The sequence below is a fragment of the Methylomonas sp. LWB genome, from assembly GCF_001856095.1.
Taxonomy (GTDB): domain Bacteria; phylum Pseudomonadota; class Gammaproteobacteria; order Methylococcales; family Methylomonadaceae; genus Methylomonas; species Methylomonas koyamae_A.
Window position 1 is genome coordinate 285944 of record NZ_MKMC01000023.1, and the last position, 22620, is coordinate 308563.

The following is a 22620-nucleotide window of genomic DNA, read 5'->3' on the forward strand; positions in this document are numbered from 1 at the left end:
CCCTACGCTGAAATCCAAACCATGAAAAAAGCGATACATATTTTTACCGCGTTGGCGCTGGGTATCGGGTCTGCCTGCGCCCAAGCCGAACCACCGGCCTTGAAAGTCTGCACGGCGGAAAACGAAATGCCTTACGCCAACAAAGCCGGCGAAGGCTTCGAAAACAAACTGGCGCAATACGTTGCGGAGCAACTGGGTCGCAAGCTGGAAGCGGTGACTTGGACCGATCCGCGTTACTTCATCCGCGACTTCGTCGACAAAGGCTTGTGCGACGTGGTGATGGGTGTCGATCACGGCGATCCGCGTTTGCTGACCACGCTGCCGTATTACCGGTCCGGCTATGTCTTCATTACCCGCGAGCAAGATCATTTGGACCTGCGGAACTGGGACAGCCCGGCGTTGAAAACCGCCAAGCGCATCGCATTCGCGCCCGGTACGCCGGCGGAAACCATGCTCAGGGCGATAGGCCGTTACAACGACATGTTCAGCTATCAGCAAGAGCTGGTCGGGTTCAAATCCAAGCGCAATCAGTACGTCAAGTACGACAACGACAAGCTGGTGAATGAAGTGGCTACCGGCAAAGCGGAAATCGCCGTGTTATGGGGGCCCGCCGCGGCGCGTTACGTTAAAGCGTCCAATACCCCGTTGACGATGACGGTGATACCGGACGACAACAAGCGAGCCGACGGTGAAAAAGTCGGTTTCCATTACAGCACCTCGATCGGCGTGCGTAAGGGCGAAGTCGCGTTGTTGGAGCAATTGAACAAAATTGTAAGAGACAAGCAAGACGAGATCGGCGAACTGCTGGAAGCGGAAGGTATTCCGCTACTGGACGAACCCGAGACCGCCTTGTCCATGAACTAACAGGAATCATCGACAAATGAAATACAAAACCTTTTTGAGCGGCGTGGCCGCGATGTTGGCGATTGCCGCCGTCTCGACGGCACGGGCCGACATCACTCTGCGCCATGCCTTGACCGGCGAAACTCTGGATCTGAGTTTTGCCAAGAAGGGCGGCAATACCGACAAGTTCAAGCAATTCATGCAAACCGGTAAGAACCCGTACAACGGCGACGCGGAGGCTATCAAGAAGGGCGAAAGCCTATACATGACCGGTTGTTCCGGCTGCCACGGGCACGAGGCGGAAGGTAAGCTGGGGCCGGGACTGGCCGACGACTATTGGACCTATCCGCGCAACGCCACCGACGTGGGTTTGTTCGAGGTGCTGTTCGGCGGCGCCAACGGCATGATGGGGCCTCAGTACGTTACGTTCAGCACGGACGAAATGTTGCACATCATGGCTTTCATACGCCACATCTACAAAGGCGACCCGAAAAAGGCGGACTGGTTGAAATAAGGTCGCTTCACTCCGGATTGACTACGTCGCGACGTTGGCGCGCCCGGAATTCCAAATACTTATCAGGAGATCAACATGAAACACTTTTTGACCTTAAGCAGCGCAACATTGGCTTTGACTTTGGCGGCGTCCGCCCAGGCCTACGACGGTACCAAATGTAAGGAAGCCGGTAACTGCTGGGAACCGAAACCGGGTTATCCCGCGCAAGTGGCCGGTAGCAAATACGACCCGAAACACGATGTCAACGAACTGAACAAGCAAAGTCAATCGATCAAGGAAATGGAGGCCCGCAACGCCAAACGCAGCGAAATTCTGGCCAAAACCGGCAAGTTCGTCTACGACGTCGAAGGTCAATAAGCCCGAGCGAGACGATTAAAAGCCGCTTGGCGACCGCGAACGGATCGCCAGTGGTTTTTCGACCAAGGCAGGCGGCGAACACCGAGGTGTTCGCGCGGGCGTCGTCACCAGGCCCTTAGGACGCCGCCAGGGAAGGCGGCAACCCTAGAGACCAGTCTAACGGAATAGGCTTGGACCGCTGGACTTGCGGCAAGGGTAGGCCGTGCGTTTGGCCCAAGATAAGACTGAAGCTCACGGCTCCGGGCACCGCCCGGAGTTTTTTTGCCTATATGCCCGTAACGGGCCAAGCTAAACATGATCACCGAACATACGCTAGCTAGCCGGCGCGACGATGCGCTGGCGCTGGAAAACCAGATAAACCGGATTGTCGTCGGCCAGCGGACGGCGGTGCGCAATCTCCTGATCGCGGTATTCGCTCGCGGTCACGTGCTGCTGGAAGGTCAAGTCGGCGTCGGCAAGACCACGCTACTGCGTACCGTCGCGCAGGGATTGGGCGGTCGCTATCAGCGCATCGAAGGTACCATCGATTTGATGCCCGCCGATTTGATTTACTACACCTACCTGAACCAGGACGGCCGGCCTTGCGTCGATCCCGGTCCGCTGCTCAAGCAAGGCGAGCAGTTATCGGTGTTTTTCTTCAACGAAATCAATCGGGCTCGGCCGCAAGTGCATTCGCTGCTGTTGCGGGTCATGGCCGAGCGCGCGGTTGGCGCGTTCAACCGCGAATACCGGATGCCGCACATGTTGGTATTCGCCGATCGCAACCGGGTGGAACGCGAAGAAACTTTCGAATTGCCGGCGGCGGCGCGCGACCGGTTCTTGATGGAAATCAACATCGCCGCGCCCGGCGACGATGCGGTATTGGACGAATTGATGTTCGATCCGCGCTTTCACGATGTCGACGCCTTAATCGCCGGCATGGCGGAGTCCGGTATCGGCTATCAAAACCTGAACGCGCTGGGCGAGGCGATTCAACAACGCGTTCAAACCAGTCCGGCGCTACGCAAATACGCGCTGGATCTGGCCAAGGCCAGCGGCGATCCCAAGGCGTACGGGATTAGTTTGAGCGATGTCGAGATGGAGCGCTTGCTGCACGCCGGCGTCAGTCCGCGCGGCATGAGTTATCTGATCCGCGCCGCCAAGGTTCGGGCTTGGCTGGAACAGCGCGACAGCTTGTGGCCCGAGGATATCCAGGCGGTGTTCGCGCCGACGATGAGTCACCGCTTGTTCTTGAATCCGATCTACGCCTACCGTCACGACGAGCTGTTGCCGGCCTTGGTCGGCGAAATCCTCAATCACATCGCAGCACCTTGAGTCCCATGAACTGGAAAACTTTGTTACGCGCCATGATTCCGCACGCCGGACTCGGCCATTTATTGGAAACCTATTTGACTTGGTCGGGCGTCGGCATCATCAGCTCGTTTATCGCCAGCGCCCTGGATGCTTATTCCGACATTCCCTACGCGGCCTACTACACCAGCGCGTTGAATGACGCGGTCGGTTTCAAATTCTGGATTTTGTTGTCGGTGATTGGCGTTCTGCTGTTCTGCCTCAGTGTGCCGGTGCTGTATCTGGCGCTACGTTTTCCCGGATTGGCCGGGTTTTCGGCGCGGATGCGCCGCTTTACCTATACCTTTTTTTTGGTGGCCTTCGACGAAGGGGCGTTGATGATCGGCATATTGACCGCGAATTTTGTCGATACTAACGAGCGAATTTCCCTGCTCGCCAGCAAGTCGTTCTTATTCAGCGATGTCGGATTTTTTACGATTGTGGCGCTGTTAATTCTGGATTCCCTATTGTGGCTGGTCGGCGAGGCTATTTATAGCCGTAATGAGCGCGGTTACTCCGGCGTCGTCGAACTGCTGGTCAATGCGCCGCTGAAATATTCGCTGCCCGGTTACTGCCTGGTCACCGGTTTGGTGGTTCAGGTCATCGTATCGCAATAGCTGCCGGCGGAGCCGTTCCTTCCTTCATGCCGATCCAAGTCCACCGCTAGCTGCATCGAGTTTCATGGCGATCAATATCGAACCTTTCCAATACCGCTTGTCGGGTCCGGCTGTTCAAGTCTATCCAGGAGCGCACCCTGGGCAGATGGTCGGCAACGGACAATTGTTCAAGCGGCACGAACCCCTGATCGCGAGGCCGGACCCCCGACGGATAGACCTGCGCGCCAGTCTGCTAGACCCGTTTGGCCAGTACCGGGTTAAGGCGCATCAGGAGCATAGCCGGGTCGAAGTCATGGTGCTGGCCGACTTGTCGGCCTCGATGGCTTTCGTCGGCCGGCGCGATAAACGCCGAACGATCGTCGAAATCTTACGGGCGATCGTCGAATCCGCCCATGTCGCGGGAGATCGGGTGGGCTTCGCCGGGTTCGGCGCAACCGATAGGCCCTTGGTATTTCAACCGCCCGGATCGATAGACCTCGGCGGCGTGGAACGTTGGTTTGAGGCCTTGTCTCGACTTAAGTTAAAGCCCGGATGCGATGGCTTGTGGCGGGCCCAAGCCTATCTGCCGGCTCGACGTTCCCTGGTGTTTTTGATCGGCGACGGCCATTGGCCGCTGGTTCGCTTGCCCGCGTTGCTGGCGAGTCTGGGCCGTCACGAATTGGTGCCCTTGCTCCTCTGGGACGAACAGGAATATCTGACCATGCCGGACTGGGGCTTGTTGGTCTGGCAAGATCTGGAAACCGGGCGTCGCCGCCGCGTATGGATGCGGCCGGCATTGAAACGTCGTATCGAAACCGCCTATCAGCAACGCCGTCGGCAACTGCAGCACGCGTTCCGGGCCTTCGGTCACGAGCCGATGTTTATTGAGCAAGGGTACCGGGCCGAGCAATTCAACCAGTACTTTCTAGCACGGGCGGCATGATGCGCGCGCCGAGTAACCTATGCCGCCAAGAAGGCCGGCCTTGTTCGCCGGTGTCGGCGCTTACCGAACGTCGGGGAGCCGTCGTTTACTGGATTCGTGCCGGGGTATTGAGCTTGACCGCCGGATTATTGGCGGCATGCTCCGCCGCGCCAATCCGGCCGGTCAGCGCATGGCGGGTGGAGACGCCGCGGCCTTTCGGCTACCAAATCGGCGATACGATACCGATGCGGATCACCGTCCAGACCCGGTCCGGCGTGGTATTGCACGCGGATAGCCTGCCCAAGCTCGGACCGATGAACCGATGGTTGCATCTGCGCCAAGCGGAAGTCGAACCGTTGGGCGACGACGAATATCGGGTGAATTTGGAATATCAGGTGTTCTACGCGCCGCTGGAGGTCAAGGCGCTGACGATTCCGGGTTTCCCGTTGCGTTTCAGTCAGCACGGGCAAAGCCTCGAACAGCGAGTCCCGGACTGGCAATTTACCGTGGCGCCGCTACGCGAGTTGATTGCTCGACAGGATGAAGCCGGCGAGTATCTGCGGCCCGATCAGCCGCCGGCGCCAATCTCGGGCGCCGATGTTCTGCGTAATATGCTAGTCGCGGGTCTGGCGGCGCTGGCGCTTGGCTTGCGGCTGGCTTGGCAATACGGCTATTTGCCGGGACTGCCCCGGCGTAGCCTATTCAAGCGCGCCAGTCGGCAATTGCGCGGCCTGCGGGCCGTGCAGATGGCCGAAGCGCTGACGGTCATGCACGGCGCGTTGAATCGCTTGCACGGCGGACCGCTATTCGGGCACCGACTGGAGGATTTTTTCGGAGCCCACCCGCATTACCGGCCGTTGCAAGGCGAGTTGAGCTGGTTCTTCGACTATTCCAACCGATTTTTCTTTGCCGACCAGACGGCCGCGACCGACGACGCGATCGAGCGCTTACGCCGACTCTGCGGCCAGTGTCGAGATGTCGAACGGGGCGCCCGATGAATTTGGCTGTCGAACAGGTCTGGCCGCTGGCCGGTTTAGTACTATGCGCGTTGCCGCTGTGGCGTTTGGGCATGCGCGCCAGCGAACATCCGGCGCTGGACTTGCTGCCGGCCGATCCGTTCTCGAATGTGGTAGACGCGCTGCTCCGTCTGCTCGGCGCGTTGACGATCGCGGCGCTGGTGTTGGGTTTGGCTGGGCCGTATCGCAAGGAGCAGCAGGTGGAGCGCATCGGTCACGGCGCCCACATCGTGTTGTTGCTGGATCGCAGCAATAGCATGGACAACACGTTCGCCGGCAAGGCGCCCGACGTCGGGCATCTCAACGGGGGAAGCGGCGAAGAATCGAAGGCCGCGGCGGCCCGCCGATTGCTGACCCAGTTTGTCGATCATCGCGATCACGATTTGATCGGTGTCGCGGCCTACAGTACTTCGCCGTTGTTCGTGATGCCGTTGACCGAAAACAAACCGGCGGTTCGAGCGGCGATCGCCGCGACGGCCCAGCCGGCGCTGGCCTATACCAACGTTAGCAAGGGCTTGGCCTTGGCGTTATCGTATTTCGACGACCGACCGGTATCGGGTTCGCGTATCGTTTTGTTGGTCTCCGACGGAGCGGCGGTGATAGACCCGGACAGCGAGGCCAAATTGCGCCAGTTGTTCAAGCAGCGTCAAGTGCGCTTGTACTGGGTGTTTTTGCGCACCGCGAACAGTCCGGGTTTGTTCGAGATGCCGACCGATCCGCGCGACGATAACGCTCAAGCCATGCCCGAACGCTATTTACATTTATTTTTTTCCAGCCTGAATATTCCCTATCAAGCTTACGAAGCCGAAAATCCCGGTGCGATGCGTCAGGCGATAGACGATATCAATCGTTTGGAGCATCGCCCCTTGCACTATTTCGAACGGATTCCCAAGCAGGATTTAACCCCGCTGTGCTACCGAGTCGCCGCCGGGCTAGCGGCTTTGCTGATAGGCGCCAAACTTTGCGAGGTCAAATACTGATGCGCGGTCTCACACACGGTTTGCTCTGGGCGGGCTTGCTGACCGCACTGTTGGTCGGTTTGGTACAAGGAGCCCGTCTCTATCGGCTGGCCGGCCAAAACCAATTGATCGAGCAATTGCTGGCCGGTCGCGACGTAGAGGTCGAAGATCTGGCGGACGCGCCGCCGTCTCTACGGATGGCGAGAGCGGTGTATTTGCGCAAGGCCGGCCGCTACGACGATGCGTTGGCAACCTTGAACGTCTTGCTGCGGCAGGCCCCGCCGGCCTTGCAGGCACAGGCGCGTTACAATCTGGGGAATTTGTATATGGCGCAGGCGCAAGAAAAGCTACACGCCGGCAATATCAACGATGCGACGCCGTTGGTCGGCTTGGCTAAGCAAGCCTATCGCGACGCGCTGATCGCCGAGCCGGGCTACTGGGATGCCAAGTACAATCTGGAAGTGGCGATGCGGCTGTTGCCGGAAATGGATAGGGTCAATAGCGGTCACGAACCGGACGACGGTCGGGAAAAGACCCAGCTGTGGACCACGCTGCCCGGATTTCCACGCGGTTTGCCATGAGCAGTGCCCAACGCGCACGCCGGGGTCTCGGCGCCGGCCGTCTCATTATGCATCGTTGAATCGCCATGCCCGGACCGAATTTTAGAGACTACCGCTGGTGGCTGTTAGTGCTGGCGCTATTGATGATCGTGCTGGCCGCGACGGGCCCGACTCGACAACGGCAGCGCCCGCTATACCAGTTGATCTTCGTCGTGGATATTACCCGCAGCATGAATGCCGAAGATTATGTGTGGGAAGGGCGAGCCGTCAGCCGGCTGGACTTTGTCAAACACAGTCTGCGCGAGCAACTGCTGGCGTTGCCGTGCCAATCGCGCGTCGGTTTGGGGATATTCACCGAACGCCGATCGGCGCTGTTGTTCGAGCCCATCGAAGTCTGCTCCGGCTTCAACGAAATCGACGCGGCGTTGGCGGCTTTGGATTGGCGGATGGCGTGGGCCGCCGATAGTCGGATCGCCGCCGGCCTGGCCAGGACTTTGGAAGATTTCAAAACACGCGAGGAAACCTTGGTGTTCTTGACCGACGGCCAGGAGGCTCCTCCGCCCAACGCGCGCTACCAGCCCGATCTCGGCGGGTTTCGCGGTCAAGTGCAAGGCGTGATTATCGGCGTCGGCGGCGATAACCCCGCACCGATCCCCAAATTCGATGCCAACGGCCAGCGCCTGGGTTTTTACAAACCCGAAGACGTCCCGCATCGCTCGACCTTCGGCGAATCCGATCTTAACCCGGAAAAAATTCAAGGCTATGACGCTCGCAATGCGCCGTTCGGCAGCCAAGCGGTGATCGGCGACGAACATATGAGTCGCCTCCACGAAGATTATCTGAGACGCTTGGCCGCGGAAGCTGGATTGAGCTATCAACGTCTGACCGATCCCGGCAGTTTGCGGCCGGCCTTGCAGCAAGCGGCATTCGCCAAACCCGGCGTCGTTTCCGAAGATGTTGCGTGGCAATACGCCGGTCTGGCGCTGTTGGCGCTGGTGGGTGTTTTCGTAAAATAGGCCGGGTAAATATCGGTGACCCAAGCAAAAACTGCCTTGTCGTCGAATTGTGCAGAATTGGGATTGTATCGTTTCCCGATCACGGCGAGGACGCCGAAGAGTTGAGTTCGCCGGCTGACGGGGTAAGGTATACCGTCAAGAAATCCGGTAAGACCGCCTTTGCCTTTTATGCGCCGGACACGGCGCACCCGTCGTACCAGCGACTTAGTTAGGCGGCGGCAGGACGTAGCGAAATGTTAGATTAATCCTGGGATCGGCGACTTCCGGTGCCGGCGGGACGCTGTGCCGCCAATCGTGTTGAAAGGATGGTCGCATGGTCAGTAGCGTGCCTGCGTTTAGTCGGGTGCTGCCTTGTTCCCCGCTTCGCTTGTGGCGGTAGGCGAAGGTACGGGTGGCGCCCAAACTCAGCGAAGCGATCAATGGTTCGTCTCCCATTTCGCGTTCGTTGTCCGAATGCCAGCCGACGTAGTCGTTACCGTCGCGGTAGAGATTCACCAGTACCGCGTTGAATTTCGCGTTCAAACGGCGCTCGATAGCGGCTCTTAGTTCGGACAACAACGGGGTCCAGGGCCGGGCGACCAGCAGATTGTTGCTGTAACTGTAACGAATGCCGGGGTCGGCATGCCAAGTTTGCTGTCTCGGCAGTTCGAACCAGCGTTCACCGACTTGGTAACGGTTGTTTGGCCAATCCTGTTCGTCGAGCAAGCGTTCGAGGAGTTGCCGACAGTCGGCTTGGTTGTAAAATCCCTCGATTAACTCAAGTTCGGGAACGGCGCTCATGCGGCGTTGGTGTCTCCGGCGCGCGAGTTCGCTTGATGGATATGGGCGGCCAACGCGCTATCCATCGTCGCGACATGTAATTTGAACCATTGCGGCAGCCTGTCTTTGACGAAGGCGCGCCCGAACGGAATCAGGCCTTTGTCGATGCGCGACTGAAATTGTTTGAATTCGGCCAAAACGCGCTGGTGTTCGCCTTTGTGTTCGGTTTCCGCCGGGAAGGCGAAGGTTTGCATCAATTGGTTTTCCAGCTCGAAGTGCTGTTCGGTATGGTGATAGAGTTCGCGGAACAGGGCGGGAAATTCGTTATTGTCCGCGCTATCCAACTGATTTACCAACGCGATGAAGGATTGATGGTCGTGATCGATCGCGTCGTATCCGACCGGGGCCGTTTCGGCCGCCGAAAGTAAGGTCATGTCGTCCACCCAAACGATAGTTGATGTTTACGCAACGGATTTCTTATCGAGACTTTCAAGCAGATTTTATGCCCGACACATGAGGTGTCGTCGGCGTGACCCGACCAAGGGGTGGCAGCGGCGCCGGGCGCCAAACTGCCACATCAAGGTCGATCAATATTAGCCTTTGCCGGGTAACATACCGACCGTGCCGGGTTTGATACGTTTACAACTGACGACAATGTCTTCCTGGTGACAGCGTTTTAAATCGGCTTGGTTTCCGCAACTGTCGCAAACGGTGTTACCCGCGGTTTTGATTTCTTCGACGTGCCAACCGTAACCTTGGGTTTGGCAGAACTTCTTGCTGAAGCGTTCGATGTTATAGGGTTTGGCCGCGGCGTCGCGCGCCTTGGGTTCGGCGTCGCAATGCGCCGGTGCCAGACTATTGGCCATCAGGTCGCGATAAATATATTCGGTGGCTTGCAGCGGTGTGTTGATCAACATGGTCAGCAGCAAACTCAACATAAACGGAAATTTGCGCATATTCAGTCCTCCCGGTTGGCGATGACGCGGATATTCATTAAACGGTGTTCCTCGTTGATTTGGTCCTTGATGGGGGCGAATTTTTCGTTTTCGTTCAGCTTGACCGCCAATATCGCGCCGACGACCACGACGACCGTCACGACAACATACAGTACGAAATGATCTTTCTCTTGGTGTACTTCACTCATGGTTTACCTCTTATTTTCGGCGATGGCCGAAGTCGGGTCTAGTAAGAATGGAAGCCGGTGTTGTCGGCCAACTTCGGCCGGGAACTCGATTTCCGGTTTCGCTACCGGCGGACGCCGGACAAGAGGAATAGACCGGAGGGTTGGTGGATCAGTGCCGGAAGGTCGGGCGCGGCCGAGGGCAAGAGCCGCGCGCAACCAACAATTCAAAAACCGCGTGATCGGCGTCCGTTATTGGTAGCGAATCGAAACAATATAACAAGCGGCCGGGCTTGTCAAACAAATATCGTTTCAATATTAATAATGGGCGTCGTCGCTTCGGGGCGTGCGATCCAAGGACGAAGAATAGGCCGCTGATTCAGGACGACCAGAGGGCCTGCGACCGGCCGGTCAACGGCTGGTGGTTAGCCGAATCATGTTTTGGGCCGTGAGTGTAAACCGCGATCACTCCGGGGTGGCTTTGCGGTCCAGATAACTGTCCTTGAGTTTGACGTAGTGCGACGCGGAGTAGGCCAAAAAGATCTTCTCGTCGTCGGTTAGCGCGCGAGCGGCCTTGGCGGGTACGCCGATGTACAGATATCCGCCTTCCAATTTTTTACCCGGCGGCACTAGCGCGCCGGCACCCAGCATGCTGTAGTCGCCGAGCACCGCCCCGTCCATGATGATGGCGCCAATGCCGATCAGGCAATAATTGCCTATCGTGCACCCGTGAATAACGGCGCGATGACCGATCGTGACGGACTCGCCTATCCTTAGGGGATAGCCGCTCGGCGAATAGTCGCCAGCGTGCGACACGTGCAAGATGGAGCCGTCTTGAACATTGCTGGCATTACCGATGCAAATTTTCTCCACGTCGCCGCGCAAGACTGCGGTTGGCCAGACCGAAACGTCGTCGCCCAATTCTACGCTACCGATGACGACGGCGGTTTCGTCGATCAGGACACGCTCGCCGAGCTTGGGTTTGCTGGATTGATAGGTTCTGATTGCCACGTGAACTCCTGTTCTTTGCCATAATTGCCAAAATGTTACGCAATTGCACGATGCCGCGCCAGTACTGAAAAGAAGCTTGGTGGGCGTGGAACTTTATTTTCAAAAGTGGCGGCATGGTCGATGACGTCGGAGCGGACTTTATAGGGAACCGAAAATGGCGAAATGTAGCGCGTGTTCCGCGCCGTTGGCGGCGAATAGTCAGATTTGCCGGTATTGCGGTGTGCGCAATGATATCGATCTATCGGGCAAGTATGATTTCAGCCCGATTGGGACTCAGACCTCGAGAATTTGTCCGGTGTGCGACACCCCGTTGCAAACCGTGGCACTGAAAGGCGAACAGGTTTTGCATATCGAACGTTGCGAGACTTGTTATGGCTTGTTTTTCGATCCTGGGGAAATCGAAACTTTGTTGGCGCGGACGGCCGGATCGACATTGGCTGTCGATCGGGCTTGGTTGGACGGCATTAACCGCGAGCGCTATTCGGCGGACGCGCGCGTCCGTTACTTAAAGTGTCCGGTATGCCGAGTGTTGATGAACCGGGTACTGTACGGTTACCGTAGCGGCGTGGTAGTGGATCGTTGCGCGAGTCACGGCGTATGGCTGGACGGCGGTCAAATCAGTCATTTGCTGGAGTGGCAGCGGGCGGGAGGTCGAATGTTGGCGAACAAGCGTCCGGTGGCCAAGCGGCAATCCGCCGCCAATGCTAAATCGGCAACACTTTCTACCATGAAAGCGGCGCATGACGGCGACTCACGCGATTGGTTAGCGGTCGCCGAATTGTTGGCGAATTTGTTGTCTTAAGCGGCCGACGGTGTGGTCGGAGCGGGATTCCAGTATGGATCCGCTTTCAAATGAATCGCCAGCTGTGCTTGCAGGCGGGCATAACTCTCGGGAAATTCCGACGCTACATCCCGATAGGCATCGGTTTCCAAATCGTAGAGTTGGTACACCGGGCCGCGGTGGGTCGCGATGCAAATCAATTTCCAGCGCTCGTCTTGTATCGAACGGCTCTTCGCTTGGATCACGGTTGGATAATACTTGGCGTTGATGACCAATGTGCCGGCTTGCTGGTCGGGGATATCCAACAATTCGACGATGTTGGGGTAAAGGATTTGCTCGGGATGCAGGCCCGGCACCTTGCCGAGCCAAATTCCGGTTTCCTGATAGGCGTATAGATTGGGCGATCGGTTTTCAAGAATGTAGGGCATCAGGTTGGTGCCCGGTAAATGTTCCGGAACGTCCAGCTTTAACCAGCCAAGCAATGTCGGCATCACATCCACGGCGCGGCAAACCGGCTCGAATTTGACGCCTTTCGGCATGCCGGGGCCTTTCATGACCAGCGGGATGCGGCCGCTTGGATCCTTGCCTAACAGCGTGTTGCCTTGCCCCCAACAGCCGGTCTCGAAAAAATCGGCGCCGTGGTCGCTGTAAATCACAATCAGCGTGTTTTCGGACAAACCCGATTGTTCGATAAAATCAACGATTTTGCCGACCTCGTCGTCGAATTGTCTGACGCAGCTGTCGTAGAGATTGATGATCTGCGGTACGTCGAAATAATCCGAACCTCTCTGCTGTTTATCGACGATTTCGCAAGGCGTGGCGAGTTTGGTCATGATGAATTTCGACTCGCCTCGGTAATTCTCAGGTGTGAATAACTTGTAATAGGGGTAATCGCAGGTAAACGGAACGTGCGTGGTCGAGGTAAACAGATTCAGAAAAAACGGGCGCTCCTCTCGCGCCGCCGACGCAATAAATTGGCGGCATTCCCGGCCTAGCTTACCGGTCAGCGGCATACCAGCCAGATAATACAACTCTGGCAGGTACTTTTTTCCCAGTGAATTGTTGGTAAACAACGATAAAAAACCGCGAATGACGGACGGTCCTTGTCTGAACAACAACTTGAGATTCCACTGATCTTCGGGCAACGATACGGTTTCGAATCCGAAGTCTATTTTCCCGAAGTCCGCGCCGGCCCAGTCGGAAACCGCTAGGGTCGAATAGCCTTGGGCTTTTAAGCACTGCACTAAACTTGGATGAGGTAGCCGGCATTCCGCCGCGGACGGGTAGTTGTCGCGAATGCCATGTTGGTAGGGCCATAAACCCGAAAACAACGACGCGACACTGGGCGCCGTTCTAGCCACCGGGGTTATACAGTTTCCAAGTAACACGCCGTCGGCGCACAACTTGTCGATATTCGGTGTCAGATTTCTGCGATAGCGATAAGCGCCAAGGCGGTCGCAACGCAAGGTGTCGGCACCGATCATGACAATGTTCGGGAAGGACGGTGATTTTGGTTTGGATTCGAGCGGCGCGGGTTCCTTGACCCTAATACTGATCGCTAACCAACCGTATATAAGGTTGATCGCGAAAATATAAACGGTTTCCGGAAGAGCCGCTGAAAACAAGCTCAAGCCTGATATTGTCACCCAAACGAAGATGCCAGCGAATTTGATTGATTTCAATATTGCAGGCGTCAATGCGTCGTGCAGTCCATATAGCCTGGAAAAACGATACTGAAACGATAATTGAATCGCGCCTGGAGAAAATAATAATTGGTAACAAAAGAAATATCCAATCACAAGAGCACTCGAGCATAAGCCGAAAAAAAATGCTGTCGAGGTTTTGAATTCGATATTCAATAGTAGAGCGCAACTTTGCCAGAATATAGGACCCGGCAACGCCGTCAATAGAAATATCACGTAACACCAAAGGGCTAAGCGAAGACCGGCATAAACCATGTGCCAGCGAAATTTCCGTTCAACTTCCTCCGGAATTCCAGGGCCGGTTCGCGAATAGTTGTGCCAGGTTTGGCTGATTAAAGCGACCATGCCAAATAACGAGGAAAGGCAAGCGGAGTAGAGGAGCTGGGCGACAGTTTCCATTAAAATGCGCTACGGCCGAGTTAAATTTAGTAAGCGGGGATTCGTTTATGTTTCTTAAGCCCCGAATTGGTCGCGGATATTTGCGCCAGCTCCTCCAGAGCGAATTTTTTGATTAGCACGGCAATGAAAACTAAATGATAAAGTAAATCCCAATACGACAAGCCTAAAAATAAAGTTCCGATCATATAGCAGATCAGAGATGCCCTAAGCATCAGACAGTAATATCCGACCCATTCCAGTTCCGGGATGCCTTTGGTTTTTCGCATGAGCAGCGTTAGGTTGACTAACGAGCCAGCCAACAGCGAGAACCACAAGCCAAACGCCACAAAACCGTGCTCGGCTAGGATTTCCACGTAAGAACTGTGCCAATCGCGTAAGGTCACGAACTTCCACCCTTCAAAACCGCAACCGGTAAACGGATGACTTACCGCATAATTCCAGCCGTCGGTCCAGGCAACGATGCGGCCCATGGCCGATTGATCTTCTTCATAGCTTTCCATGGTATGCATACGTCCGAACCATTCATCCGGTAAATAATCCTTAACGAAAAATACCCCGACGAAAACCAGTGGAATCGTTAAATATTTCCGTCCTGAGTTTGAAATCAAGATGAACGTCAATGCAATCATTGTCAATAACGCGCCGCGAGACCAAGAGGATAAAGCGGCCGCGTAAATAACCGGTACCGAAAATAAAGTAACTCTCTTCAATAATTCATTTTTGAGTTCGCGTCGAAAGATTAATAATAATGGAATAACCATTAGCATTGCTATCGCGAATTGATTGTTGTCTTCGAACTGAGTACCTGGTGGACCGTAAACTCGATGAGAAAACCCTTTGGCTATAGCGAATATCCCTCCTTTGACGGCTACAATGCCAATAGAAATACCTATAGTCGATATCAGGTAGTACAGTTTAGTTCTTGTGTTGATTAGAGTCAGTGTAAAGTAAAACGGTATATATATTTTGGTGACAAACCAGAAGCGGGACCAAGCAATATCTTGAAGCGGCGACTGAGTCGTCGTAAACATGAAATACACCCATAATAAGAAGAAGACGGTGACTCTCCAGTCTTTGGGTATCGGTTGCTTATCTTTGGTGGTAAATGTACTGATTACGACAACCAAAAATAAAATCATGTAAACCGGTAAGGTGCGCACGAAGCCCCAAGCATAGGCATGAGGATTCATGTAACTGAAAATCGCCAGTGACAAAACGCCCCACCAAGGCCGTTTGATAGCGGCTACAATGCAGCCTGAAAGAAAGATAAGTACAACGATGTCGCGCACGTGAGGCCTGTGTGTTAATTAGATCCTATAGTCTGGGTTTTCTTTCCATCGACTAAAGTAACCGCATATTTGCCCAAGTGCATGTGTGAAATTCATGCATTTCCTTAATTCAAGTTTTTGGTTCTTTAATGCCAAAGTTAGCCACAAAAAAAATAATTTTAATGCCTGACTAAATAGAAATAGAGGAACTCCAAAAAAATTGCGTTTATATTTAATTCCGCAATTATAGGCGCTTCTAAAGCCGGAGCTAAAATGTAATTTTAGGAAGTAGCTAGGCTTCAACCGCCAAGGTTCGACGGAATGTAGAACCGTCATATCTGGGCGGTAGCGGATTTTCATAGCGGAATTCAGAAGGAGGCCGAACATCATAACATCTTCACCGCCACCGATTGCTTTTCCCTGCCTGTCGTAACGCTTGTCGAACCGTAGATCTGGATTTTCGCGGAATATTTTCATGTCGTATGCGATATTCGCAGTCCATAACGGTGTGTCCTTACTTGTCACCCAAAACGGCGCTTCACCGTAATCAGTGGCGGCGAGAAAGCCAAGTAATTCGTCTCCGAGCCATTTTGGCCGTCGTTGACCAGTGAAGTCGACCACCACTTTCCCTCCGGCAACTTGAGCACCTTCGTTGCAGATGGCGTCGGTAGCAGCGTATAGCAGTCCGGGTAATGGAATTTCATCATCGTCGATAAATACCATTATGTCAGAAGTCATCGCTTCAATTAAACAGCGGTTGCGGGCCGCGACGATGCCTTGTTCGGTTTCGGTAACCCATCGAAGCGTAGCTCCTGGGTTTGTCGACAATTCGGCTAGTTCAAGTTCGGTGTGGTCGGTACTGTTGTTGTTAACGACTAAAATTTCGTAAGGGATAGGGCATTCTTGCTCCCGAATAGCATCCACTAATTTTCGAAGCCGATCGGCCCGATTGTAGCTGCACATGGCATAAGTTAGTTTTAGTTTTGGATCCATTTGTTCGACATAGCGAAAATGATTTAAGGAAGCTCGTAACGGATATCTTTAGGGTCTTTAGCAACTCCGGTAGAGAGTGTAGACAAAAAATATTTTTATCGCCATGAAACTAAAAGATGATCTGGTAGTTGACCGCCTATCTGGACGCGATGGGCTTTAAAATCAATGGGTTGTTAATTGGTTGCCGATGCCAGCTGACGCTGGTTCGTTTGCAGAAATACAGAAGGAAAATCACTCGGACTTTACTAATCCGAGTCGATCTAGGACTCTGTCGGAATAATAACGCATCATTTTCGGCCAAGAGACATCATTATCGGCAAAAGACAGTTTTCGCGCTAAAATCTTGTCATCGTCGCCGGAAAAAATGGTAATTCTCCGAATTAACAGCGGATTTGGCTCTAAATGTAGCCATCCTGGCTGAGTAGTACACGCCAAGTTGTATCCCGCCTCCCTCGCGGCGATCAGCGAATCAGTGTTATAACGGCCGAAAGGGTAGGCTAGGCTGGTGACCGAGCTATTTGTCAAAGTTTCTAACAGTTTCTTCGAGTGAATAAGTTCGTCGATTTGCGCGTTTAGGTGGAGGCTTGGTAGTTCTCTATGGCTGCAGGTGTGAGAGCCGATTTCCATGTGGTTGCGATGCATATCCAGAATTTGTTCGTGCGACAGCAAGTCGTTTTGAGGCGATCGGAAAGGTAGCCAGTTTGCGCTGTTGGAGATGTGTTTTGTCGCTATAAACCAAGTCGCCTTCATTTGGTTTTCTAACAAAGGTAAATATGCTCCTAAGTAATTATCGAGATAGCCGTCGTCAAATGTTAGGATGACTGTCTTTTCTGGAAGCGATTTTATATCGAGTAAATCTCTAAATAACGCGGTATGCCAGCCATTTTTTTTAAAGTATTGTATGTGCTTTTTAAACAGGCGAGCCTGTAAGGAATACCGGGAGATAGGTGTCTCTTTCGGTGTTCCGTGATACATTAATACGATGGGGCTAGGATATCGGCTCATATTGATTAATATTTTTATTGGTTTTCGATATTTAACATATTTTTAGTGATTAATATGTGAATGCTTGTGAAATATTCCGAAATTCTGCTGAGTTATCGTGCGCCGATGCTTCTAAAAAGTCTGCTAAAATTAATTGAATGCTTCATGTTTTTATATTGGTTCTTATGAAATTTTATTTTTGGATGTATAGGATTTTAATGATTTTGAGGTGTTATGTCTGATAATCCACTTGTATCAATAATTATGCCGTGCTTCAATGCGGCAAAGTATATTGAAAATACAATTACACGTTTATTCGAGCAAACCTATTCTTGTTTTGAGCTTATTGTGGTTGACGATGGTTCTCGCGACGAAAGTTTGGCAATTTTAAACCGTTTATCCGGCTACTATCCAGCGATATCGGTTGTGACGCAAGCTAACCAAGGGGCTGGTGCCGCGAGGAATGTGGGATTAAAGTTGGCGCGCGGTGAATTTGTGGCTTTTTTGGATGCTGATGATGGTTGGGATGCGGAGTTCTTAAGTGTGATGGTAGCGGAGTTAGTGTCGAATCCCGATGTCGTGCTGGTTTACTGTGGTTGGCAAAATCTAGGGTTGCAGGACAAGTTTTGTCGACCGTATATTCCGGATGATTTTGAACGCAAGGAAAAAATTCTTGAGATTTTGGCTGCTTGTCCCTGGCCAATTCACGCTGCTTTGATTCGTAAGGCTGTTATTGACCAAGTTGGGGGGTTTGATGAATCCTTGACGTCGTGTATGGATTATGATTTGTGGCTGCGCATAGCAATACCGGGGCTTATTCATCGGGTTGAGAAAGTATTGGCCTATTATTTTCACCATGACGGTGATCAGATTACTAAGAATCGGTTAAAAATCGCACTAAATCACTGGCATGTTCAGCAGAAGTTTTTGCGTGCTCATCCGGATGTTGTTAATAAGATTGGGAAAGAACGAGTGGCTGATGTTACTAAGGGGAGATTGTTGCGGCAAGCATATAAAAATTTTTGGGATCGAGATTTGATAACCGCGCAAACTTTGTTTAGGAAGTTGTTATTTTCCGGTTATTTTTGTATTGCCGATTTAAAGTACATGTTGCCCGCTTTACTGCCGTATGGTTTGTATCGCAATTTAATTGTTTTTTTTGATCGAGGTGATCAAAAATAATCGACTGGTACTTCTGCTGAGTTGATTTTATGGTTTTTTATCATAATGGTGGATATTAAATTTTAGTTCTTATGCTGTTTTATATTTTTTAATTCGCAAAAGCCCTTTCCATTTCTCCGCTTCCGATTTTAGCGACTGGATAGGTAGCGCTAGGAACAAAAAAGTGTAAAAGGCGCTACCGGATGTTACTAAACAAAATAGCCGTAATTTTATCTCCAAATTGGGTTGGTATCGATCCAGGGCCCATGCAGTTACGGCTAGTTCGATAAATAATAGGCTATTTAAAATTATTGCGGGTTTCAATGCTGTCAGTAGGTTGTGTAATGAAACTCGAATTTTATTCATAGCTACTAATGTAGCGGTAAGGTGTATAAAAACAATGCCAGGTAACAATGCTAAAGATATTATGGTTAAATCGCCTTGTTTTGTTCCGTACCAACAGCCTGCGCTGATTGTAAGCAGACTGACAAATTGAAGTATTATTTCAGCGCCGAGTGTATTTTGGGCTGCAAGAACGGCTCCAGATGGGTTTCCTATGCATGCGAACATTCTGGATATTGAAATTATTTGGAGTGGAGCGGCGGCCGGCAACCATTTTTCGCCGAAAATGGTTATTATAAATTCTTCCGATGTCCAGAGTAGGCCTACATAAAATGGGAAGGTGTAAGTTGTGACTAAAGTTATGGTCCTTAGGAAGATATATTTACTTTTATCCAGGTTGTCTTGATAGGAGGATAATGCTCTGAAAACTGTATCGTATGCTGATGCGGCAATAAATGAAAATGGGTAGGCGCTTAGGCTTTCGCCTTTGTTAAAAAGTCCTACGCTATATGGGCCCAATGTTTTTCCAATTATAAAATTTGGAGCTTGATTGCGTAGATAAACTAAAATATCGTTTGCGGTAAACTTCGCCCCCATTATGCCGAGATTTTTGGCTATTTGGTAATCGTATTTAATGCGCAACGGGAGTCTTGCAAAATAAATTGTAAGTGGAATTATGGTTATAGCGCCGACCAGCCCGCCCCATATTAGGCTCCATACGCCGTGATTGTAATGAGCAAAAGTTATGCTGGCAATACCGGTTGCTAGTCCGCTTATTATTGCATTTGTGGTTATTATATTAAACTTCATGTCCCTAATTAATTTCGATCTAGGTACATTAAGGAATGGTCTGGTTAGGAAGCTCAAGGCGGATACGCGAATTAGATCCGTATAGATAGGATTGCGCATGTAATCGGCCAAGTACGGAGCAGAATAGTAGAATAACGCATAGATGACGCAGCAGATCAACAATTGGACTGTAAATACAACTTGAAAATGGGCGGCATGCACTTGCTTTGCTTGGATTAGGGCGCCGCCCATGCCTGCGCCTGATATGAATCCCGCCAGTCCCGTGAAGATTTGGATGGCAACTACCAGGCCAAAATCTTCCGGGGTTAATAATCTAGCGAGTATTACACCGAATAAGAACTGACTGGTTTGTTCGGCAAATTTCCCAATTACCACCCAAATGCTGTTTTTTCGGATTTGATCTTTTGGTTGAGTCATTTTGGGGTGTGCTTTTTATTGATTGCAGGTGTGGAAGTTGCTGATAATCAACTAACGGTTCGTATACTATCGAATCTATTCGATAGATCGTAGTAACAGTTTGGTGGGTATTCCCGAGGTTTAAATTAAACTTATATGTTGGAGAAAAAAATCGTCGGGTCTTTTTTGATTTTTCATTCTAGTGGCTTGCGATATAAGCCTAACGTCTTTAAGTCGGTCTATAAAATCATTTCTCGGCTTTTCCCGAATCATTCTGCTTGGTCGCGCGCTGGTGGGTGGAGAGGTCGCTCACATTGTTTGGTTATCGGCTTGATGAGCCAGTCAAGTGCATGAGACCTGGCTTTCCCCTTATCTAGTCCAACAGGTTCTCCTTGGATCGCGGATCGCTGCCACATTTTAGCCGAAGTTGAGGGGAGCAGGGGTAAGTGAATAACCAAGTACTTTACTAGGTAAATAAATTGGACTAGAATGGTCTCAATTGTGAGGTTTGAATGTTGAAGCTTAGTAAGTTGACCGACTACGCAACCGTGATACTTAGCGTGATCGCGCGGGACCAATCCCGCGTACATGTGGCCTTAGAGCTGTCTAGGACCACGGGGATTGCGCTGCCCACGGTCAGTAAAATCTTGAAGATATTAACCAAGGCCGGCGTACTTGCTTCCGTTCGAGGTGCGAAAGGCGGCTATTCGTTGGCCAGGGAACCGGAACGGATTTCGGTCGCGACCGTCATCAGTGCCTTGGAGGGTCCGATCGCTTTGACCGAATGTACCGTTTCTCACAAAGGTTGCGATCAAGCCAGCGGTTGTCGGATTCAAGGCAGGTGGCACCTGCTGAACGACCGGATCGCTCAAGCGTTGGAGTCGGTTTCGTTAGCCGACATGATCGTTCCGTTCAAGCCGCCCGAAGAAGTCACGATACCCGTGAGTCGTTTATTCCGTTAATTCAGCGAGAGTGCCTATGTCCGCAACCGCCCAAGAAATCGAACAACTGATCAGCCAGGAGTACAAACAAGGCTTCGTCACCGAGTTGGAGGTCGACACCTTTCCGCCCGGTCTCGACGAAGACGTAATCCGCAGGCTGTCCAAGGTGAAGAACGAACCGGAATTCATGCTGGAATACCGTTTGAAAGCCTTTCGTCACTGGCAAACCATGCCGGCGCCGGATTGGGCTCAGCTTAAAATCGATCCTATCGATTATCAAGCCATCAGCTATTACTCGGCGCCGAAGTCCAAAAAGGCCGGACCGAAGTCTCTGGACGAAGTTGACCCGGAATTGTTGGATACCTATAAAAAGCTCGGCATACCGCTCGACGAACAAGAACGTCTGGCCGGCATCGCAGTCGATGCCGTGTTTGACAGCGTATCGGTCGCCACCACGTTTAAAGGCAAGTTGAAAGACGCAGGCGTGATTTTCTGCCCGATTTCCGAAGCGTTGCAAGAACATCCGGACTTGGTTAAGCAATACCTCGGTACCGTGGTGCCGGTTGGCGACAACTTTTTCGCCGCGTTGAATTCAGCGGTATTCACCGACGGGTCTTTCGTTTACATTCCCAAAGGCGTGCGTTGTCCGATGGAGTTATCGACCTATTTTCGCATCAATGCCGCTAACACCGGCCAGTTTGAGCGCACCTTGATTATCGCGGACGAAGGCTCGCATGTGTCGTATTTGGAAGGCTGCACCGCACCGATGCGCGACGAAAATCAGCTGCACGCGGCGGTTGTCGAATTGGTCGCGCTGGACAATGCACAAATCAAATATTCCACCGTGCAAAACTGGTATCCGGGCGATAAAGACGGCAAAGGAGGCATCTACAACTTCGTCACCAAGCGCGCCGAATGCCGTGGCCGCAATGCCAAAGTATCGTGGACCCAAGTCGAAACCGGCTCGGCGATCACCTGGAAATACCCGAGCTGCGTGTTGTTGGGCGACGATTCGGTCGGCGAGTTTTATTCGGTGGCCTTGACCAACAACCTACAACAGGCCGATACCGGCACCAAGATGATCCACATCGGCAAAAACACTAGAAGCACCATTGTGTCGAAAGGGATTTCCGCCGGTCGGGCGCAGAACACCTATCGCGGCTTGGTGAAAGTCGCCAAATCCGCCGAAAACGCCCGCAATCATACTCAGTGCGACTCGTTGCTGGTCGGCGACCGCTGCGGCGCCCATACCTTTCCTTACGTGGAGGTAAAGCAGCCGACCGCGCAGGTCGAGCATGAAGCCACGACATCCAAAATCAGCGAAGATCAATTGTTCTTCTGTGAGCAGCGCGGTTTGTCCGCCGAAGATGCGGTATCGATGATTGTGAATGGGTTTTGTAAGGAAGTGTTTAAGGAATTACCGATGGAGTTTGCGGTGGAGGCACAGGCTTTGTTAGGGATTAGTTTGGAAGGGGCGGTTGGTTAAAAAGGTTTTTCGTTCCCTCTCCCTCAGGGAGAGGGCTAGGGTGAAGGGCTTTTGATTCTAAGGTGTCGCTATCGCGACGGGGTGTTTTGAAGTCGGGTCTCGGCCCGACAGCCGAGATACTTTCTTTTGTTTGGCCAAAAGTAAGTATCCAAAGAAAAGGCCACCCGGAATTCCGCCTTAATCCTGCGCTTCTCGCTTTTGGCGAGGGTTTTCGGAAGGGCCAATCTCGCCAAAAGCTGCGATGCTCGGGGCGGAATAACGGGAGTAAACCCGTCGCTGATTGAAAGTGGTTAGATTATTTGGGACTGTTTCCCACGCGTTGCGAGGGAATCCAGATGCACCGTGTTACGGTGT

General features: G+C 52.5%; 24 protein-coding genes. 14 read left to right on the forward strand and 10 right to left on the reverse strand.

The window, feature by feature from the left end; genetic code table 11:
* Nucleotides 1-21: 21 nt before the first annotated feature.
* The 10 genes from moxJ to BJL95_RS11960 all read left to right on the forward strand — a co-directional run bounded on the left by moxJ (nucleotide 22) and on the right by BJL95_RS11960 (nucleotide 8112).
* Entirely contained in the window at nucleotides 22-864 is an 843-nt protein-coding gene (gene moxJ, locus BJL95_RS11915; RefSeq protein ID WP_064030104.1) for a methanol oxidation system protein MoxJ, read from the forward strand.
* Nucleotides 865-880: 16 nt separating this feature from the next.
* Nucleotides 881-1357, forward strand: coding sequence for a cytochrome c(L), periplasmic (gene moxG / locus BJL95_RS11920; RefSeq protein WP_071158195.1), 477 nt, complete (start codon nucleotides 881-883; stop codon nucleotides 1355-1357).
* Nucleotides 1358-1432: 75 nt separating this feature from the next.
* Nucleotides 1433-1714: a methanol dehydrogenase [cytochrome c] subunit gene (locus BJL95_RS11925; protein ID WP_064030109.1), complete on the forward strand. Its 282-nt coding sequence runs from the start codon at nucleotides 1433-1435 to the stop codon at nucleotides 1712-1714.
* A gap of 294 nt (nucleotides 1715-2008) precedes the next feature.
* Complete coding sequence (locus BJL95_RS11930; protein ID WP_064030111.1) at nucleotides 2009-3028, forward strand: MoxR family ATPase; 1020 nt, start codon at nucleotides 2009-2011, stop codon at nucleotides 3026-3028.
* A 5-nt stretch (nucleotides 3029-3033) separates the two neighbouring features.
* Complete coding sequence (locus tag BJL95_RS11935) at nucleotides 3034-3660, forward strand: hypothetical protein (protein ID WP_064030113.1); 627 nt, start codon at nucleotides 3034-3036, stop codon at nucleotides 3658-3660.
* Nucleotides 3661-3724: 64 nt separating this feature from the next.
* On the forward strand, nucleotides 3725-4582 hold the full coding sequence (locus tag BJL95_RS11940) for a DUF58 domain-containing protein (RefSeq protein ID WP_071158197.1): 858 nt from the start codon (nucleotides 3725-3727) through the stop codon (nucleotides 4580-4582).
* Nucleotides 4579-5559 carry a nonribosomal peptide synthetase MxaA gene (locus BJL95_RS11945; RefSeq protein WP_254786783.1) on the forward strand — a complete coding sequence of 327 codons (981 nt, stop codon included), beginning with the start codon at nucleotides 4579-4581 and terminating at the stop codon, nucleotides 5557-5559. Before BJL95_RS11940 ends, BJL95_RS11945 begins: the two co-directional genes overlap by 4 nt.
* Nucleotides 5556-6557, forward strand: coding sequence for a vWA domain-containing protein (locus tag BJL95_RS11950; RefSeq protein WP_071158199.1), 1002 nt, complete (start codon nucleotides 5556-5558; stop codon nucleotides 6555-6557). The genes BJL95_RS11945 and BJL95_RS11950 overlap by 4 nt, the downstream gene beginning before the upstream one ends.
* Complete coding sequence (locus tag BJL95_RS11955) at nucleotides 6557-7117, forward strand: hypothetical protein (RefSeq protein ID WP_064030119.1); 561 nt, start codon at nucleotides 6557-6559, stop codon at nucleotides 7115-7117. Before BJL95_RS11950 ends, BJL95_RS11955 begins: the two co-directional genes overlap by 1 nt.
* A 65-nt stretch (nucleotides 7118-7182) precedes the next feature.
* Nucleotides 7183-8112, forward strand: a complete 930-nt coding sequence (locus BJL95_RS11960; protein ID WP_071158201.1) for a vWA domain-containing protein — start codon at nucleotides 7183-7185, stop codon at nucleotides 8110-8112.
* A gap of 204 nt (nucleotides 8113-8316) precedes the next feature.
* Here BJL95_RS11960 and BJL95_RS11965 read toward each other — a convergent pair whose 3' ends face one another.
* The 5 genes from BJL95_RS11965 to BJL95_RS11985 all read right to left on the reverse strand — a co-directional run bounded on the left by BJL95_RS11965 (nucleotide 8317) and on the right by BJL95_RS11985 (nucleotide 11002).
* Nucleotides 8317-8892 carry an alpha-ketoglutarate-dependent dioxygenase AlkB gene (locus BJL95_RS11965; protein WP_071158203.1) on the reverse strand — a complete coding sequence of 192 codons (576 nt, stop codon included), beginning with the start codon at nucleotides 8890-8892 and terminating at the stop codon, nucleotides 8317-8319.
* Nucleotides 8889-9305: a bacteriohemerythrin gene (locus BJL95_RS11970; RefSeq protein ID WP_071158205.1), complete on the reverse strand. Its 417-nt coding sequence runs from the start codon at nucleotides 9303-9305 to the stop codon at nucleotides 8889-8891. The genes BJL95_RS11965 and BJL95_RS11970 overlap by 4 nt, the downstream gene beginning before the upstream one ends.
* Nucleotides 9306-9464: 159 nt before the next feature.
* Complete coding sequence (locus BJL95_RS11975) at nucleotides 9465-9827, reverse strand: hypothetical protein (RefSeq protein WP_231883700.1); 363 nt, start codon at nucleotides 9825-9827, stop codon at nucleotides 9465-9467.
* 2 nt (nucleotides 9828-9829) lie between these two features.
* The gene (locus BJL95_RS11980) at nucleotides 9830-10015 is read right to left on the reverse strand and encodes a hypothetical protein (protein WP_064030128.1); all 186 of its coding nucleotides are present in this window, start codon (nucleotides 10013-10015) and stop codon (nucleotides 9830-9832) included.
* 441 nt (nucleotides 10016-10456) lie between these two features.
* Complete coding sequence (locus BJL95_RS11985; RefSeq protein WP_064030130.1) at nucleotides 10457-11002, reverse strand: gamma carbonic anhydrase family protein; 546 nt, start codon at nucleotides 11000-11002, stop codon at nucleotides 10457-10459.
* A 154-nt stretch (nucleotides 11003-11156) separates the two neighbouring features.
* On the opposite strand from BJL95_RS11985, the gene BJL95_RS11990 reads away from it, so the two are divergent.
* Complete coding sequence (locus BJL95_RS11990; RefSeq protein ID WP_071158207.1) at nucleotides 11157-11804, forward strand: zf-TFIIB domain-containing protein; 648 nt, start codon at nucleotides 11157-11159, stop codon at nucleotides 11802-11804.
* Here BJL95_RS11990 and BJL95_RS11995 read toward each other — a convergent pair.
* The 4 genes from BJL95_RS11995 to BJL95_RS12010 form a co-directional block, all read right to left on the reverse strand.
* Nucleotides 11801-13267 carry a sulfatase gene (locus BJL95_RS11995; RefSeq protein WP_175463704.1) on the reverse strand — a complete coding sequence of 489 codons (1467 nt, stop codon included), beginning with the start codon at nucleotides 13265-13267 and terminating at the stop codon, nucleotides 11801-11803. The genes BJL95_RS11990 and BJL95_RS11995 overlap by 4 nt on opposite strands.
* Nucleotides 13268-13911: 644 nt before the next feature.
* Nucleotides 13912-15174, reverse strand: coding sequence for a putative O-glycosylation ligase, exosortase A system-associated (locus BJL95_RS12000; RefSeq protein WP_064030136.1), 1263 nt, complete (start codon nucleotides 15172-15174; stop codon nucleotides 13912-13914).
* Nucleotides 15175-15192: 18 nt separating this feature from the next.
* Nucleotides 15193-16146 (reverse strand): glycosyltransferase, encoded by a 954-nt coding sequence (locus BJL95_RS12005; RefSeq protein ID WP_064030138.1) that lies wholly within the window; start codon nucleotides 16144-16146, stop codon nucleotides 15193-15195.
* Nucleotides 16147-16377: 231 nt separating this feature from the next.
* A complete protein-coding gene (locus tag BJL95_RS12010; protein WP_254786784.1) occupies nucleotides 16378-17121 on the reverse strand; it encodes a polysaccharide deacetylase family protein in 744 nt (247 codons plus the stop codon).
* A 243-nt stretch (nucleotides 17122-17364) separates the two neighbouring features.
* On the opposite strand from BJL95_RS12010, the gene BJL95_RS12015 reads away from it, so the two are divergent.
* A complete protein-coding gene (locus BJL95_RS12015) occupies nucleotides 17365-18312 on the forward strand; it encodes a glycosyltransferase (protein WP_071158213.1) in 948 nt (315 codons plus the stop codon).
* Between the two features lie 69 nt (nucleotides 18313-18381).
* On the opposite strand, the gene BJL95_RS12020 is transcribed toward BJL95_RS12015, so the two are convergent.
* Nucleotides 18382-19860 carry a lipopolysaccharide biosynthesis protein gene (locus BJL95_RS12020; RefSeq protein ID WP_064030148.1) on the reverse strand — a complete coding sequence of 493 codons (1479 nt, stop codon included), beginning with the start codon at nucleotides 19858-19860 and terminating at the stop codon, nucleotides 18382-18384.
* A 491-nt stretch (nucleotides 19861-20351) separates the two neighbouring features.
* On the opposite strand from BJL95_RS12020, the gene BJL95_RS12025 reads away from it, so the two are divergent.
* Entirely contained in the window at nucleotides 20352-20801 is a 450-nt protein-coding gene (locus tag BJL95_RS12025; protein ID WP_071158215.1) for an SUF system Fe-S cluster assembly regulator, read from the forward strand.
* 16 nt (nucleotides 20802-20817) lie between these two features.
* The gene (gene sufB / locus BJL95_RS12030) at nucleotides 20818-22266 is read left to right on the forward strand and encodes a Fe-S cluster assembly protein SufB (protein WP_071158216.1); all 1449 of its coding nucleotides are present in this window, start codon (nucleotides 20818-20820) and stop codon (nucleotides 22264-22266) included.
* The last annotated feature ends 354 nt before the right edge of the window (nucleotides 22267-22620 follow it).